We start from the raw sequence: 16,765 nt of genomic DNA on the forward strand, positions 1-16,765 counted from the left end.
TACTAAATTATCTCAATTAAATAAAGCGTTTACCAAGTTACTGAATACTTTCATGAAACAACCATTTTGTGATGAAAATTTCACCGATTTTTACAGTTATAGCCACGTCACAACACAGATGACACTTGATTTATCTAAACGATTAAACACGATTAAAATATTTTAATTCCTGCCCCTATTCGCCCCTTTTAGTCTCTTAAATAAAAAAATAACCCTCTGAAATGATTGATTTCAAAGGGCTTTAGTTTTATATACAAAAAGAGCACACACCTACAATCGCTTAGGGCTGCTGGATTCCTCCCCTGACCCACTTCACGCGCAGATGTTGCTCCGAAGAATATTATATCATAAAAATTGAATTATGCAAATCAGCAATGTTCTTTAGCAGCACGTTTAACTGCTTTTTTCTTTTCACGATTTTTACGGAAAAAATCTTGCATGATACCTGCACATTCAGCCTCGAGAATACCCGTCTCAACTTCCACACGATGATTAAGACGAATATCTGTCAAAATGTCGTAAAGACTTCCAGCACCGCCGAATTTCTGATTGGCTGCTCCGTAAATCACTTGTGGAATTCGGGCAAGCCCAATCGCTCCGCTGCACATCACACATGGCTCGATAGTCACAAAAAGCATGCTGTCTAGTAAACGCCAGTTACCTTCGTTTTCATTGGCTTCGTTGATTGCCATGATTTCAGCATGTAAAATAGCCTTCTGCTGCTCTTCACGCGCATTGTGCCCACGTCCAATAATCTCACCATCTTTGACAATAACACAGCCAATTGGAATTTCTTCTTTTTCTAGCGATTTTTGCGCTTCCTTGAGTGCTTCTCGCATGAAAAACTCTTTTTCTTCCTGTGTAAATTCAGCCATTAGAGCTCCCCGATTTGCCATGATTTGTGAGGCTCTGCCAAATCAACAGGAACATCTGCAGCAAAACCTTGTGCTTCTTCTTTGAGCACTTGAAGGTGGTTTTCAGGAGAGATACCTTGTGGTGGAACTGGTGGTGTATGTGTCAAAACAAGTGATTTCACACCTGCAGCTTTGGCAATTTGCCCTGCTTCTTTGGTTGTCAAATGCGCTGGGTGATTTTCATTTCCTGCATAAAGGTAAACATCTGCCAAGAAGAGGTCAGCACCTGCGGCGAATTTTTCCAAGCCATCAAAATAACCTGTATCACCAGTAAAGACAAGGGTTTGACCAGTAGCACGTTCTACGATACGAAAAGCGTAGCAAGGCACTGGGTGAACAGTTTTGATAAATGTAATATCAAATGGACCAATGTGTTCAACACCATTGACATCATAAACTCTACCTTCAGACACCCCAGGCAAAGTCAACTTAGCAAATTCAACTTCGTCTTCTTTATGCCCATAAATCGGCAAAACTTTCGGTGTCCAAAGGTGTTTTGGATAAAGTTGGAAATAATGGCGGAGCACGCCAAGATCCGCAATATGATCAGGATGATAGTGTGAAATAATCACCGCATCCAAATCCAGTGGACTGATTTCTTTTTCAAGTTCTGTGACAGCGCGGCTTCCACAATCCATAAGCAATTGAAAACCATCTTCACTTGTAACAAGATATGAAGTTGTTCCGCCGTCTTTGTAAGGGTATGCGCCCCAGCAACCAAGTGTTGTGAGTTTCATAGTAGTCTCCTTCTCTAGTATTACTTACTCACATTATAACAAAAAATGAAATCTTTTTTCAAAAAGGTAAATCACTTAACACGCTACTTGAGACGGGATTAATTTATCTTTGAATTTATAGGCAATCGTTGCTGCGACAACTGATTTAATCGTATCTCCTGGAATAAAAGCTAGATTTGATAAAAGTGAAGCTACTAACGGTGTATGTGTGTAAACTGACAAATAAACCGCACCAACAACATCCACAAAAATCATGCTGCCAAGTAAAATGGCAATAAGATTTGCCACAAAGCTTGTCTTTTTAAAAATGGCTAAAATTCCTGAAACTACCATCGGCACAAACAACCAAGCAACGACATAGCCAAGCGTTGGTCCAGCAAAAACAGCAAACAAAGTGCTACCTGAAAATGCTGGAATGAACATCCCTAAAAGATAAAATAGAAGAATCGACAAGGTTCCCTTTTTCCAACCCAATAAAATTCCAGCCAGCATGACTCCCAAATTTTGCAACACAATCGGAACTGGAATAAAGCCCAAAGGTATAGCAGGAATGAATCCCAAAATCACTAAAATCGTTGACATCATCGCAATGTAGAGCAAATCTCTCACGTTTTTCATAAACTACTCCTTAAAATAAATGGTCTCGTGCACCTGGCACTTCGGATTAAAGGCATGGCGACAATATGGACAAGCTCCCTTTTTATACTCAACAAAACTAAAAAAATGACGACAGCTCCCACAAATGACGGGCGCTACATCTTCTTTTGACACTGGTTCAAAAGGGTGATTTTGCAACTGATTGTGACACTGATAGCAAGCAAAATATTCCTTACATTTATTGCATTTTAGGGCAACGACATCACACTTTGTATGATAATGCAGGCATCTTCCCTCACTATCAAGTCCAATTCCATAAATCATAATCATCACCAACCTTTTAACAAAGTTTACTACTTCATTAATTTTTAGTCAACTTATTTTCGAGATTGGGTTAACACTTTTTAAAAACTAAGATCACTAAAACTAAAAAAGCCTAGAACAAAACTGTTCTAGACTCTGTAGTTATTAGAAATTACGGTCGCTACAGTTGTAACCATAACGTTCGAAGAAATCTTCACGGAATTCCAAAAGATTGTCATCCATGATTGCCTGACGAACTTTTTTCATCAAGTTTACAAGGAAGTAAAGATTGTGGTAACTTGTCAAACGAAGACCAAATGTTTCATCAGCTTTAAGCAAGTGACGAATGTAAGCACGTGTGTAATTACGGCAAGTGTAGCAATCACAATCGTGATCAAGTGGTGTAAAGTCTTCAGCGTAAGCAGCATTTTTAACAACCAAACGACCTTCACTAGTCATACATGTTCCGTTACGAGCAATACGTGTTGGAAGGACGCAGTCAAACATATCAACACCACGGATAACACCATCAATCAAGCTATCCGGTGCACCAACCCCCATAAGGTAACGAGGTTTATTTTCTGGCAACATTGGCACTGTGAAATCAAGTACCGCGTTCATTTCTTTGTGTGATTCACCAACAGCAAGACCACCGATTGAGTATCCTGGGAAGTCCATACTTACCAAATCATTAGCTGACTGACGACGAAGGTCTTTGAAACCAGCACCTTGAACGATACCAAAAAGTCCTTGGTCATGCGGACGACGGTGTGCTTTCAAACCACGTTCAGCCCAGCGGCTTGTACGTTCAATTGATTTTTTAACGTAATCGTATGGCTGATAGAATTGTGGGCATTCGTCAAAACTCATCATGATATCTGAACCCAAGTTATTTTGGATTGAGATAGCTTTTTCTGGTGACAAGAACATTTTTTGACCATTGAGGTGGTTTTTAAAGGTAACCCCTTCTTCGGTAATATTACGTGTCTCAGCCAATGAATACACTTGGAAACCACCACTATCTGTCAAAATAGCTTGGTCCCAATTCATGAATTTGTGAAGACCACCAGCACGAGCGATTAATTCATCACCAGGACGCAACCATAAGTGGTAAGTGTTTGACAAAATGATACCTGAACCCATTTCTTTGAGTTCTTCTGGTGATTGTGTCTTAACTGTGGCTTGTGTTCCAACAGGCATGAACATTGGTGTTGGAAATGTGCCGTGTGGTGTGATAATTTCACCCAGACGAGCACCTGTGTGTTTTTCTTTCTTAATTAAACGATATTTAATCGGATAATCTGTCATCTTTTTTCTCCTTGCTATCACAAAAAACAGTTGTGGGCATTTTTTATTATCGTCATGATTAAACAGTAATCAGACTGAGAAAATCTGAAAAAACTTCCAGATTTTTACAATGCATTGCTTAAATAGCGCAACCCTTACGATTTTACCAAAAATCACATTTTTTGTCATGTTTACCTCTTATCGTGTGACTTATCTAATACAACGTGATATAATGAAAGCGTGGAAGTAATACATTTTACGGAATTTTTTAAGGAGGTTCATATTATGAAAGCTTCAGAAACTCGTCAAAAAGCTAGAGAATTTTTGAAAACCCTCTCTGGTAAGTACCAATTGTTTCTTGTTTCTATCATTTTAGCTATTTTAACAATTTCAATTAGCTATACAGAAACATATCGTATTAATGGTACTACAGTTAATGCTACTGTATCTGTTCCAGGTATTGTTTCAATTCTATCAGCATTATTCCTTGCTTCAGCAAGTTACGCCGTGCTTGATGTTATTCGCCACAAACGCGACCATGTTGAAGTAGGAGATAACATGCTAGTTTTCTCAAATGAAATATTTGGAAAATATGTAGTAACTGCTATTGTCAAATGGGTGTTCCTATTCCTATGGTCTTTAATCGGTATTGTAGGTTCTATCATCTTTGTTGTAGGAGTTACAGCAACTACTTCAAATAATTCTAACGGTGGCACCTTTGTCACTATCATTGGATTTGTTCTTATGGTTGCAGGTTTTGCTCTTTCAATCATCAAACAATACTCATATAGCATGACAACATACGTCCTTTATGACGCTGTTCAAAATGGCACTTATGAAGGTCCACGTAGTGTTATCAACAAGAGTACAGAATTAATGCATGGCAACAAATGGCGCCTATTCTGTCTACAATTTAGTTTCATCGGTTGGTACATTTTAACTGCACTAACTTGTGGATTGCTTTACTTCTACACATTACCATATACAACTACAGCAGAACTCTTCTTCTACGAAGATTTAATTGCTAAAACTGAATAAATGAAATAAACCCCAGCTTAGCTGGGGCTTTTTGTGTACAAAAAAGAAGATGTTAAGACACCTTCTTTTTATTTTTCTTCATGATAAGCCATGAATGATTCACCAGCTGCTCTGAGCTTTTCTTGGCAATTTGGGCAAATACCGTAAGCAGTCAACTGAACCTTGGTAATCATATAACCAGTTTGTTCATAAGCTTCTTTACCGATGTCAATAGCGTCCACATCCATAAAGTCTGCAATATCACCACAACATTTACAAACGATGTTGATATGCTGATGTCCCATAAAGTCATAGTAAGTTGTTGTGTCGTTAGTCACTTTCAACTCAGCAACAAACCCTTCTTCAACAAGGACTTTCATGTTGTTGTAAACCGTCGCTAAACTCATATTTGGATGTTTTGGCAACAAGTCTTTATATATCTTTTCAGCACTTGGGTGCTCATGACTATTTATGATATAAGCAATAATGGCTTTACGAGTCTCCGTAATACGAATGTGCTTTTTCCTGAGATGCTCAATGACATTTTCATAGGCATCCAAAGGACGGTGATGGGTATGAATGTCCATTATGGCTCTCCTGTTCTATTTATTTAAAATCATTATAACATAGTTTAATTTTTGCATGCCTTGACACGCTCATTCATTTTATTATAAAAATCAGACGATTTCAAGTTTTCATAGCAAATCTTCACTTTTTTAACAGGGAAAGCCACAATTTCAGTATTTTCATGACAACAAAAATGAGAATATCCATTTTGAAAGAATCTTCTCATTTTCAATGTTATTTACAAATTTTGATATTCAATCTTGATACACTTGTTCATGACAATTTTGTCACGTCCTGCGGCTTGTAAGATGTCAGCCGCTTCTTGGCTTTCTAGACCTAGCTGAGCCCAAAAAACATCAGCATCCGTTTCGATAAAATCTTTGGCAACATCTGGGAGAAACTCACTTCGTCTAAAAACATCAACGATATCAACGTGAACGGGAATGTCTTGGAGTCTAGCATAGGCTGTCTCACCAAGTACCTTCTCACCCGCTAAACGTGGGTTAACTGGGATAATCGTATAACCTGCTTCTTGCATCACCTTAGAAACACCGTAAGCTGGACTATTTTCACGCTTGGAAAGTCCCACAACAGCAATGTTTTTGGCACTTTTTAAATAATCAGCAATCACATCTTGGCTAGGATTTTGAAATATTGTCATCTGGCTGCCTCCTAAGAACGATTTTTTCTTAAGTATATCACATAAGATGACAAAAACATGCCACCTTATTTTAATATTATTTTGCTTCGTACCATGTTTGTCCAGCACTTTCATCTGCCACTAGTGGGACTGAAAGTTCGATGGCTGATTCCATGGTTTCTTTGACTAATTTTTCAATAGCTTCTAGCTCGTCTTTTGGCACTTCAAGGATGATTTCATCGTGTACTTGGAGAAGCATTTTGGTCTTGAATTTACCTTCAACTAAAGCTTTATCAAGGTTAATCATAGCAATTTTGAGAATGTCGGCTGCGCTACCTTGAATTGGCGAGTTAATGGCTGTACGCTCAGCAAATTGACGCACATTAAAATTACGAGCATTGATATCTGGCAATTCACGACGACGGTGGAAGAGCGTTTCAACATAGCCTTTATCTTTAGCATCACGCACCACGCGCTCCATGTAGTCTTTAATACCTGGATAGCGTTCGAAGTAAGTCTCGATGTATTGTTTAGCTACTTTACGTGGAATACCTAAGTTATTAGCAAGACCATAGTCTGAAATACCGTAAACAATACCGAAGTTTACTGCTTTTGCGTTACGACGGTCATTTGGTGTGACGTCTTCTGGTTTTTCAATGCCAAAGACACGCATGGCTGTTGACGTATGAATATCTGCTCCTTCGTTGAAAGCTGCAATCAAATGTTCATCATTTGAAATGTGAGCAAGCACGCGCAGCTCGATTTGTGAGTAGTCAGAACTTAGAAGGACTTCGTCTGCCGTCTCTGGGACAAATGCCTTACGAATCAAGCGCCCTTGTTCCAAACGCACTGGAATATTTTGCAAGTTAGGGTCAACACTAGACAAACGTCCTGTCTGCGTCAAATCTTGAAGGTAGCGAGTGTGAATTTTTCCGTCTTTTAAGATGAAATCTTGCAAACCAACGATGTAAGTTGATTGGAGTTTTGCAATTTGGCGGTATTCCAAAATCTTAGATACGATTGGTGAGATTGGTGCCAAGCGTTCCAAAACATCAACTGCTGTTGAATAACCAGTCTTGGTTTTCTTAGTATAGCTTGTTGGCAACTGCATCTTGTCAAAGAGCAGTTCACCCAATTGTTTTGGCGAGTTAATGTTAAATTCCATACCAGCAAGGTCATAGATTTCTTGTGTCAAGTTGTCAATGGCTGCTTGGTTGGCTTTTTCCATTTCTTGGAGCGTTTCTTTTTTTACTGAAATACCCGCAATTTCCATCTTAGCAAGAACATTTGCTAGAGGTTGCTCCATGTCAAAGAGAAGGCTTGCTTGTTGGTGTTCTGTCAATTTGCCTAGCATGACTTTCTCAGAATGGTTCAAAACCACAATCTTACGTGCTAAATGGCTGAGCAGCACCGCTTTTTCAGGAACGGCACGCTTAACCCCCTTGCCATAAACAGCTTCGTCACTATCTAAAACATAATCCGTGTAAAGTTGTGCAATAGTTGACAGTTCATTGTCATCAACCGTTGATAGGAGGTATTTTGCCAAACGACTGTCAAATGCTGGCGCTGGTAAATCAACACCCAGATGACTAAGCAAGACTTTGCTACGTTTGAAATCGTAAGTTTTGATTGGTTTAGCTAGCGCTGCTTTGAACAAATCGTCCTTGAGAAGGTCAAGATTGGTTGACACATAAATCGCCTTGTCATTTCCCCAAGCAAAGCCAATGATATTTTCAACGTGATAATTATCACCTAAAATTTCAAAATAGAAAAATTGGTCATCCGTGAACATATCCGCACTCAATCTATCCACCTCGGTGTAGCTAACGTCGAATTTTTCTTGTTTCTTCGCAGCACCTAGATTGTCTTTAAATTGCTTGAAGCCCATTTCATCGTAAAATGGTACTAATTTGTCCAAATCTGGTCCTTGATAGTTGATGTCGTCCAAACCAATGGTAATCGGTGCAGTGATATTGATAGTCGCCAAAGTCTTAGACAAGAAAGCTTGTTCTTTATCGTTAATCAAGTTTTCTTTCATTTTAGATTTCTTCATGCCGTCGATGTTTTCATAAACACCTTCAAGACTGCCGTACTCTAAGAGAAGTTTCAGACCTGTCTTTTCACCGACCTTAGTAACACCTGGAATGTTATCAGATTTATCACCCATGAGAGCTTTTAGGTCAATGAATTGTTTAGGGGTGATTCCCATTTTTTCCATGAGGTAGGCTGGGGTGAATTCTTCAAATTCTGCCACACCTTTTTTGGAAATTTCAACAGTTGTGTTGTTATCAGCTAATTGGATAAGGTCTTTATCTCCGCTGACAATGGTAACATCGTACTCGTCCTCATTTTCAGCTAATTTATCCAATGTTCCGATGATGTCATCAGCTTCATAATTTTCCAACTCATACCAGCTAATACCAAGTACTGTCAGCATTTCACGGATGTATGGCAATTGCTCACGGAATTCATCTGGCGTTTTGGCACGACCTGCCTTGTAATCTTTGTACATTTCTGTACGGAAAGTCGTCTTACCAGCATCAAAAGCCACCAAAACGTGTGTTGGCTGAACTCTTTCTAATAAATGATTGAGCATGAGATGAAAACCGTAAATGGCATTGGTATGCAAACCAGCACGATTTTTAAAGCGATCAATCTGATTATATAGTGCAAAAAAGGCACGATAAGCAACGGATGACCCGTCAATTAAAAGTAATTTTTTCTTGTTTTCCATGGCTTTATTATAACATATATTGACCACATCTGATTTTTAAGAGATTAATTCTTTTACTTAAGATTCATTTAAGCAAGTCTCCTTATACTATACTCATTCCTAAAAAATTTCACAGCTAGCATTGCTAGCTTGCATTCACCCGAAACCTCCCAAAACAACTGGGTGGATGCATCCTTTTTCATAATCTCCTTAAAGTCTAGCCGCCTCGGTTAGGCTTTTTGAAATTTAAAAACAGCAATCTTTTAAAGATTGCTGTTTTATTATAATCCATTTAACAAAAGCATTAAAATCGGAATAACAAGCATGGTTAAAATGGTTGATTCGGTTACCATGATTGCTGCATAATCACTGTCTGCACCGTAAAGTTTTGCAACAACTGGGGCATTTGTCATAACTGGCATAGCTGACTGAATGATGAAAACCTCTTTCATCAGTTGTGGCATTTGAGCATTTTTAACGATTAACATCATCAAAAGCGGAGCAACTACAAAACGTCCAACAAGTACCAAGACATTGTCTTGTGTGAAACGCAAACGTGACAGCCCTGCATTTGCCACCGAAATCCCGATAAAAATCATTGACAAAGGTATCGTCAAATTTCCCAGATACTGGAAATCACTGAGCAAGAAAGCTGGTAGTTTGATGTTTAGAAGAACTAAAATCACGCCAATAATGAATCCCATAAGTGGCGGAGAAAAGATTTTCTTTAGCGTGCCTCGAAAATCAAGAGTAACTTCTTTACGCCCATCCTTTTGAATCAAATACGTTCCAATCGTCCAAAAGAATGTGGTGTTGCACATGTAGTAAACCAAGACATACGGAATGCTTTTATCCCCAAAAAGTGCTTGGTTAATTGGCAAACCAACAAAAATCGTGTTGGAATTAAAAAACATAGAAACAAATAAGCCTCGGTGCTTTTCATCAATCAAAAACAACTGAGCAACTGCCATAGCAATAGCAAGTAAAATCACCATTGAAATTGCTGGAAAACGCAGTTGGGGCAACATTTCAAGCATTTCTTTCGCCGTAAAACGTCCGACAATCGTTGATATCATGTAACAAGGAAGAGCTACTTGCGTCACTAACTTAGCTATCAAATTTGGTGCTTTGTCGTCAAACCATCCTTTTTTCGTCAAAACATAGCCAACAATAACCATGACTAGAATAATTAAAACACCCGAAAAACTGCTCACAAACCGTGTCATTGCTCACTTTCCTTTTCACCTTTTTGTTTCAGTATAACATATTTTTAACGCTTTCTTAAACACTTTTAGTAATATTATTTATTTCTAACAAAAAAGCCCGAGAACTTCGTCCCAGACTCTTTATCTATTCAATCTTATTCTTTATTTTCTGAATCGAAAACTTGCTCGACATGGTCATGAATATCTTCTTTGATTTCTTTTGTTTCAACGACTGACTCTTCACCTAATTGTTGATATTCTACTTTATCTTTCTTAGTAAATTTCTTATCATCGTCATATTTTTTAGAAATCAAGGAAATCATGCGGCGACGCAAATGTTTTTCATCTTGGACATTACTCTTTTCGCGAATCCAAGCTTGAAGTAACACAACCAGCATAACCATACCGATGTAACCAAGAACTGGGTACATAATAGAAACAAGTTGTTTGAAACCAAGGAATGATAAGGCATAACCACTAATAACAAAAATAATCAAGTAACGTTTGAATTGACTTTCACCTTGAGTTTCAGAAAATCGTTTAGCTAGTGCATAGTACAAACTAAAAGCCGTATTGAAGATAAGCCCGAACACCACAAGTGCGTAAGCTAAGGCAAACCACGGATGAATCTCATTAGCAAGTACTAGCATTGGATTATCTGCTGAAGCAAGCTTTCCAACATTAACAAATAAGACAAGCGATGTCACAGCGATAATAAGACCGACAATCGCACCACCAAGGGTACCACCTTTTTCAGCCACACCAATACGAATAATTGAACCACCAAGGACAAAAGCCATTGATACCCCAGTCATCACACAGATGGCAAAGTAATTAAGAACTGATACCCAAATATTTGGCATATTTGTTGGCAAGGTCTTAGCAACTGCATTCAACTGAGTAAAATCAAATGATTGTCCGATAAGCGTATGACCAGCAATAATCAGCACCATGATAATAACAATCGGCGTAAAAATCCCGATAATCTGAGTAATTTTCTCAAAATCAAGAAAGCTGACAAAAATCACAAGGAGAGCACAGATTAAAGCTCCTAACCAAGTCGGTAATCCAAATTGTTGATTAAGGTTAGCCCCCAATCCTGCTAGCATGACAAAGCCGATAACATAACAAGAAACAATCAAAGCAATATCAAGCACGCGATTTGTAAATGGGTGAGCGATTTTAGAAAGCACTTCTGAGTGATCATTTGAGCGATAATAACTACCAAGTGTTATAATAATACGTCCAAAAATCGCATTCAAAATTCCCAAAACAACAACGCCAATCATTCCCCAAACACCGAATCCGACAAAATATTGCATCAAATCCTGTCCTGAAGAAAGCCCAGCACCAACAATAATACCAACATAAGCCAGTGCAATTGATAAAATTCGTTTAACCACTTTTCCTCCTTTTTAAATCAGGCAACATTAATAGATTATCAAAAGCAGATTAAACAAACGTTACTTTTGTAACACGGGAATAACAGTTATTATTTTTTGATTAATTATTTCTCAGCTTTATTTTAACACAAAACCCCGCTAGAACGGTAATTCTAGCGAGGCTTTTTAGTATTGTATATTGAATAATTTGTAAGCTTAGATATTTGCCCAAACTGATTCAAGAATGTTAGTTTGGTCGCGATCTGGTCCAACTGAGAATGTTGAAATGTGGACACCAACAAGTTCACCAACACGACGAACGTAGTGACGAGCATTTTCTGGAAGCTCATCTAGGCTACGGCAGCCTGTGATATCTTCTGACCAACCTGGCAATTCTTCGTAGATTGGTTTACAACGTTTCAATTGTTCAAGACTTGCTGGGTAGTGGTCAATACGTTTGCCATCAAGGTCGTAAGCCACACAGATTTTAACAGTATCAAGTCCTGAAAGAACGTCGATTGAGTTAAGTGACAAGTTTGTGATACCTGATACACGACGGCTGTGACGCATTACAACTGAGTCAAACCATCCAACACGACGTGGACGTCCAGTTGTTGTACCATATTCGTGACCGATTTCACGAATACGATCCCCAACTTCGTCTAGAAGTTCTGTTGGGAATGGACCATCGCCAACGCGACTTGTGTAGGCTTTACATACACCAACGACTTTGTTGATCTTGCTTGGACCAACGCCTGAACCGATAGTTACACCACCAGCAACTGGGTTTGAAGATGTAACAAATGGGTATGTACCTTGGTCAATATCAAGCATGACACCTTGTGCACCTTCGAAAAGAACACGTTTACCAGCGTCAAGTGCATCATTCAAGATAACTGATGTATCTGTAACGTAATCTTTGATTTGTTGACCATATTCATAATATTCTTCAAAAATGTCTTCGAATTTGATTGGTTCGCATTCGTACATTTTTTCAAATAAACGATTTTTTTCTTCCAAGTTCACGCGCAAGCGTTCAGCAAAGATTTCTTTGTCCAAAAGGTCAGCAATTCGGATACCAACACGTGCTGCTTTATCCATGTAAGCAGGGCCGATTCCTTTGTTTGTTGTCCCAATTTTGTTAACACCTTTAGAAGATTCTTGCAAACGGTCAAGTTTGATGTGATATGGCAAAATAACGTGAGCACGGTCTGAAATACGAAGACTATCTGTCTTAACACCTTCATCGTGCAAATATTTCAATTCAGTTACCAATGATTTTGGATTGACAACCACACCATTTCCGATTACAGAGATTTTCTCTGGGAAGAAAATACCTGATGGAATCAAATGCAATTTGAATTTTTTACCATCGATAACGATAGTGTGTCCTGCATTATCTCCACCTTGATAACGTGCAATCACTTCAGCATCTTGTGACAAGAAGTCAGTGATTTTACCTTTACCTTCATCACCCCATTGGGTACCAACAACTACTACTGATGTCATATTCTTTTCGATATTGATACGAAATCATATAGCAAGCAAACAAAAGACGATACTAACTTATTAAGCCCGTCGTCTCTATCTCCAAGCCATAAAATCGTATCTTCGTCCTTTCTCTACAACTTGGCAGGAATCTCACCTGCGAGTTTGTCTTACAGTTCATTATATGACTTTTCCGTCATTTTTTCAATATTTGACGTTAAAATTTTATTTTTCCCGAACTTTTTTCAAAAAAAACTATGATATCTCAGATTTTATAGCAAAGTCTGAAAATTCTAAAAACTGTATCTTGCCGTCTTTAAGCTCCGTAGCAATTCTTTGCATTTTCACAAAGTTTTCCATAGAATGAGATTACGACACTAATGGTAGCATTATCATTAAATAAAAATCACTATGAGGAAATAAAATGACCGTCAATGGTTTATTACAAAATACATCAAAATATTCGCCGATTTTGCAAGCAACATTCGGTCTAGAAAGAGAAAGTTTGCGCATCAATCAAGAAAACAAAGTGGCGCAAACTAACCACCCCGATAAGCTTGGTAATCGCTCATTTCATCCATACATTCAGACGGATTACAGTGAAGCTCAGATAGAACTTATCACTCCTATTGGAAAAACAACCCAAGATGCCCTTCGTACCTTAGGAGCTATCACAGATGTAGCTGGGCGCTCAATCAATCAAGATGAGTACCTTTGGCCGCTATCTATGCCGCCAAAACTTGGTGAAGACGATATTCATATCGCCAAATTAGACGACGCTTGGGAACGCCAGTACCGCGAACATTTGGCTGAAAGTTATGGCAAAATTCTCCAATCTATGTCTGGTATTCATTATAATGTAGAACTCGGTAAAGACTTGGTTGCAACCTTATTTGAAGAAAGTAACTATGACTCTCTTGTTCACTTCAAAAATGACCTCTATCTTAAATTAGCCCAAAACTTCTTACGCTATCGTTGGCTTTTGACTTACCTCTATGGTGCTTCGCCAATCGCTGAAGAAGGCTTTTTAAATGCTCCTTGGAAACAACCCGTTCGTTCAATTCGAAATAGCCATCTTGGTTATGTCAACCATACTGATATCAAGGTCTCTTACCAAAGTCTTGACCATTATATCGCTGATATCGAGCGCTATGTTTCAAGCAATCAGCTTATCGCTGAAAAAGAATTTTACTCTGCTGTTCGCCTTCGTGGTAGCAAGCATGTTCGTGACTATTTGACAAAAGGTGTCACTTACCTTGAACTGCGCACTTTTGACCTCAATCCTTTTGATAACCGTGGAATTACTCAAGAGACACTTGATACTGTGCACCTTTTTGTTCTTGCGCTTCTTTGGCTAGATAGTAGCTCTGCTATTGACCAAGACATCACAGAAGCTAGCAAGTTAAATGACAAAATTGCACTTAGCCACCCTCTAGATAAATTACCAGAAGATGCTCCTATCGAAAGCATTCTGTCAGCTATGCAAGGAATTGTTGATTACTTTGAATTATCTGATTATTACCAAGGGCTTATCGATGCTATCAAAAATCAGATTGACCATCCTGAACAAACTATCGCTGGACGTCTGCTAGATGAGATTGACAATTTATCATTAGAATCTTTTGGGCAAAAACAAGGTCAAGCTTTTCACGATTATGCTTGGCAAGCCCCTTACGCACTCAAAGGCTATGAAAACATGGAATTATCAACACAATTATTGATGTTTGATGCCATCCAAAAAGGTGTTCACTTAGAAATTCTCGATGAAAACGACCAATTCATTAAACTTTGGCACGGTGAGCACGTTGAATACGTTAAAAATGCCAACATGACCGGAAAAGACAGCTACATCACTCCACTTATCATGGAAAATAAAGTTGTCACTAAAAAACTATTGTCAAAAGCTGGTTTCCCAGTTCCAAAAGGCGAAGAATTCGCTGATAAAGCTGCCGCGCTCCGCTATTTCTCACAAATCAAAGACAAAGCTATCGTCGTCAAACCAAAATCAACTAACTTTGGACTTGGTATTTCTATTTTCAAGGAATCTGCCGACCTGACAGCCTATCAAAAAGCCTTGGATATCGCCTTTGCTGAAGATGACACTATTCTTATTGAAGAATTCATTTCAGGTACGGAGTACCGCTTTTTCGTCCTAGATGGCAAATGTGAAGCTGTGCTACTGCGTGTTCCTGCTAACGTCGTCGGAGACGGCAAGCACACCATTGCCCAATTAGTAGAGTTGAAAAATCAAGACCCACTGCGTGGACGTGGCCACCGTTCTCCACTTGAAATCATTGACCTTGGCGATGTTGAAAAGCTCATGCTAAAACAACAAGGTTACACGCCTGATGATATTCCAGCTGACAGAGTCCGAGTTGATTTGCGACGTAACTCTAACATTTCAACAGGTGGAGATTCCATCGATGTGACAGACATCATGCCAGACGATTATAAAACATTAGCTGCGCAAATGGCTAGCGCTGTAGGTGCTTGGGTCTGCGGGGTTGACTTAATTATTCCTGATAAGAGTCTTCCTGCAAGCAAAGAAGAGCCAAACTGTGCTTGTATTGAACTCAATTTCAACCCTGCTATTTACCTTCACACTTATTGTCACGAGGGGCCAGGACAAGCACTCACTCCAAAAATCATCGCTAAACTATTTCCTGAGATTTAAGAAAGTTAAAAAATCAAATCCCTCAGCAGAAAATGAAAGATATAAAAATAACGGAGAGCATTTGCTCACCGTTATTTGTTTACGTCTTCTGTTTTTAAAGTATAGGTTGGAATATCTGATTCAATGATTTGCATCAGTTGTTTACGACTTGGTGTAGCTGTTTCTTTTGATAACCTTTTAGATTGAGCTAATACAACATCATCAAAGAAATTTCTAACTAAGCGACCATTTGAGAAGTTTTCATCCTGTTCTTTCAGCTTGCAATCAAACCACTCTCTTACTTTTAAAAGTGCTGTCTCAGTAGGTCTATACTCATAAGAATTACAATCAAATGTAAAGATATCAACCAACTCATCTAGTGTATAATCTGGGAAATCAATAAAAGTATTGAATCTAGATTTCAAACCCGGGTTAGATTGGAAAAACTTATCCATCAAATCAGAATAACCTGCCACAATCACGACTAAATCATCACGATAATCTTCCAAAGCTTTAGTTAATTCTGTTAAACATTCTCTACCATAGCTATCACTTTTTTCATTTTCTGTAATGCTATAAGCTTCATCAATGAATAACACTCCTCCTTTAGCACGGTTAACCAGTTTTTTAACCTTAATCGCTGTTTGTCCCTGATATTCTGCAATCAAATCTGTCCGACTAGCTTCGATAAAGTGTCCTTTACTCAATAAGCCAAGTGATTTATACATTTTTCCAACAATACGAGCGACCGTTGTTTTAGCTGTTCCAGGATTTCCTAAAAATGCCATGTGTAAAGTTTTATTAGATTTCTTCAATCCTGCTTTAACACGAGCTTGTTGAATTTTATTAAATGTAATTAAATCATTAACTTGCTCTTTTACAGCTGTCAAACCTACCAGTTTATTCAGATCTTCTTGTAAGTCATCTAATGATTTATTTGACGATGTCTTAAGTCGCTGATAACTTTCATCAATTTGCTTTGAACCTAGATAAAGATAAAGTAATTGAAGAATTATTGCCTGATTTTTTGCAAATGTTTCCTGATGATGTTTCAAATGTCCCAATTGATTAATTAATGCCAACACTGCAGCATCATTTTTATTATCAACAATATCCAAAGCAATTTTTTCAAAAGCTTTGTCTTTTTGTAATTGAAGGTCTAATTTTTGACACTCATCAAGTAACTTTTGACGGTATTCACTTGATATCATTAAAACACCCCGCTAACTAGTAAAATTAACAATACAACCACAGCTACAAAA

At 38.3% G+C, this 16,765-nt stretch carries 14 protein-coding genes and 1 other RNA gene; 2 read left to right on the plus strand and 13 right to left on the minus strand.

Features of this window, described 5'->3' with window-relative positions; all coding sequences use genetic code 11:
- Positions 1 to 251: 251 nt before the first annotated feature.
- The 6 genes from ffs to tgt form a co-directional block, all read right to left on the minus strand.
- An RNA gene (ffs, locus tag HMPREF0819_RS08550) (signal recognition particle sRNA small type) lies at positions 252 to 337 on the minus strand.
- Between the two features lie 31 nt (positions 338 to 368).
- Entirely contained in the window at positions 369 to 875 is a 507-nt protein-coding gene (gene tadA, locus HMPREF0819_RS05960; protein ID WP_004233394.1) for a tRNA adenosine(34) deaminase TadA, read from the minus strand.
- A complete protein-coding gene (locus tag HMPREF0819_RS05965; RefSeq protein ID WP_004233397.1) occupies positions 875 to 1,651 on the minus strand; it encodes an MBL fold metallo-hydrolase in 777 nt (258 codons plus the stop codon). The genes tadA and HMPREF0819_RS05965 overlap by 1 nt, the downstream gene beginning before the upstream one ends.
- A gap of 75 nt (positions 1,652 to 1,726) precedes the next feature.
- Positions 1,727 to 2,269: a biotin transporter BioY gene (locus tag HMPREF0819_RS05970; RefSeq protein WP_004233400.1), complete on the minus strand. Its 543-nt coding sequence runs from the start codon at positions 2,267 to 2,269 to the stop codon at positions 1,727 to 1,729.
- A 3-nt stretch (positions 2,270 to 2,272) separates the two neighbouring features.
- The gene (locus HMPREF0819_RS08765) at positions 2,273 to 2,578 is read right to left on the minus strand and encodes a CHY zinc finger protein (RefSeq protein ID WP_004233402.1); all 306 of its coding nucleotides are present in this window, start codon (positions 2,576 to 2,578) and stop codon (positions 2,273 to 2,275) included.
- A 138-nt stretch (positions 2,579 to 2,716) separates the two neighbouring features.
- Entirely contained in the window at positions 2,717 to 3,859 is a 1,143-nt protein-coding gene (gene tgt, locus HMPREF0819_RS05975) for a tRNA guanosine(34) transglycosylase Tgt (protein ID WP_004233405.1), read from the minus strand.
- A 264-nt stretch (positions 3,860 to 4,123) separates the two neighbouring features.
- Between tgt and HMPREF0819_RS05980 the strand changes: the two genes are divergently transcribed.
- Positions 4,124 to 4,876, plus strand: a complete 753-nt coding sequence (locus tag HMPREF0819_RS05980; RefSeq protein ID WP_044023379.1) for a DUF975 family protein — start codon at positions 4,124 to 4,126, stop codon at positions 4,874 to 4,876.
- Between the two features lie 68 nt (positions 4,877 to 4,944).
- On the opposite strand, the gene perR is transcribed toward HMPREF0819_RS05980, so the two are convergent.
- From perR to HMPREF0819_RS06010, 6 genes are all read right to left on the minus strand, one after another.
- Positions 4,945 to 5,442: a peroxide-responsive transcriptional repressor PerR gene (gene perR / locus HMPREF0819_RS05985; protein ID WP_004233409.1), complete on the minus strand. Its 498-nt coding sequence runs from the start codon at positions 5,440 to 5,442 to the stop codon at positions 4,945 to 4,947.
- Positions 5,443 to 5,660: 218 nt separating this feature from the next.
- Complete coding sequence (locus HMPREF0819_RS05990; RefSeq protein WP_044023380.1) at positions 5,661 to 6,083, minus strand: CoA-binding protein; 423 nt, start codon at positions 6,081 to 6,083, stop codon at positions 5,661 to 5,663.
- A 76-nt stretch (positions 6,084 to 6,159) separates the two neighbouring features.
- On the minus strand, positions 6,160 to 8,796 hold the full coding sequence (polA, locus tag HMPREF0819_RS05995; protein ID WP_004233414.1) for a DNA polymerase I: 2,637 nt from the start codon (positions 8,794 to 8,796) through the stop codon (positions 6,160 to 6,162).
- A gap of 260 nt (positions 8,797 to 9,056) precedes the next feature.
- The gene (locus tag HMPREF0819_RS06000) at positions 9,057 to 10,001 is read right to left on the minus strand and encodes an AEC family transporter (RefSeq protein ID WP_004233417.1); all 945 of its coding nucleotides are present in this window, start codon (positions 9,999 to 10,001) and stop codon (positions 9,057 to 9,059) included.
- A 134-nt stretch (positions 10,002 to 10,135) separates the two neighbouring features.
- On the minus strand, positions 10,136 to 11,383 hold the full coding sequence (locus HMPREF0819_RS06005) for a YkvI family membrane protein (RefSeq protein WP_004233420.1): 1,248 nt from the start codon (positions 11,381 to 11,383) through the stop codon (positions 10,136 to 10,138).
- A 195-nt stretch (positions 11,384 to 11,578) separates the two neighbouring features.
- Positions 11,579 to 12,871: an adenylosuccinate synthase gene (locus HMPREF0819_RS06010; RefSeq protein ID WP_004233422.1), complete on the minus strand. Its 1,293-nt coding sequence runs from the start codon at positions 12,869 to 12,871 to the stop codon at positions 11,579 to 11,581.
- 403 nt (positions 12,872 to 13,274) lie between these two features.
- On the opposite strand from HMPREF0819_RS06010, the gene gshAB reads away from it, so the two are divergent.
- The gene (gene gshAB, locus HMPREF0819_RS06015) at positions 13,275 to 15,524 is read left to right on the plus strand and encodes a bifunctional glutamate--cysteine ligase GshA/glutathione synthetase GshB (RefSeq protein ID WP_004233424.1); all 2,250 of its coding nucleotides are present in this window, start codon (positions 13,275 to 13,277) and stop codon (positions 15,522 to 15,524) included.
- Positions 15,525 to 15,595: 71 nt separating this feature from the next.
- Here the strand turns inward: gshAB and HMPREF0819_RS06020 are convergent, their stop codons facing one another.
- The gene (locus HMPREF0819_RS06020; RefSeq protein ID WP_004233427.1) at positions 15,596 to 16,714 is read right to left on the minus strand and encodes an AAA family ATPase; all 1,119 of its coding nucleotides are present in this window, start codon (positions 16,712 to 16,714) and stop codon (positions 15,596 to 15,598) included.
- Between the last annotated feature and the right edge of the window lie 51 nt (positions 16,715 to 16,765).

It is taken from the genome of Streptococcus equinus ATCC 9812 (assembly GCF_000187265.1).
Classification (GTDB): domain Bacteria; phylum Bacillota; class Bacilli; order Lactobacillales; family Streptococcaceae; genus Streptococcus; species Streptococcus equinus.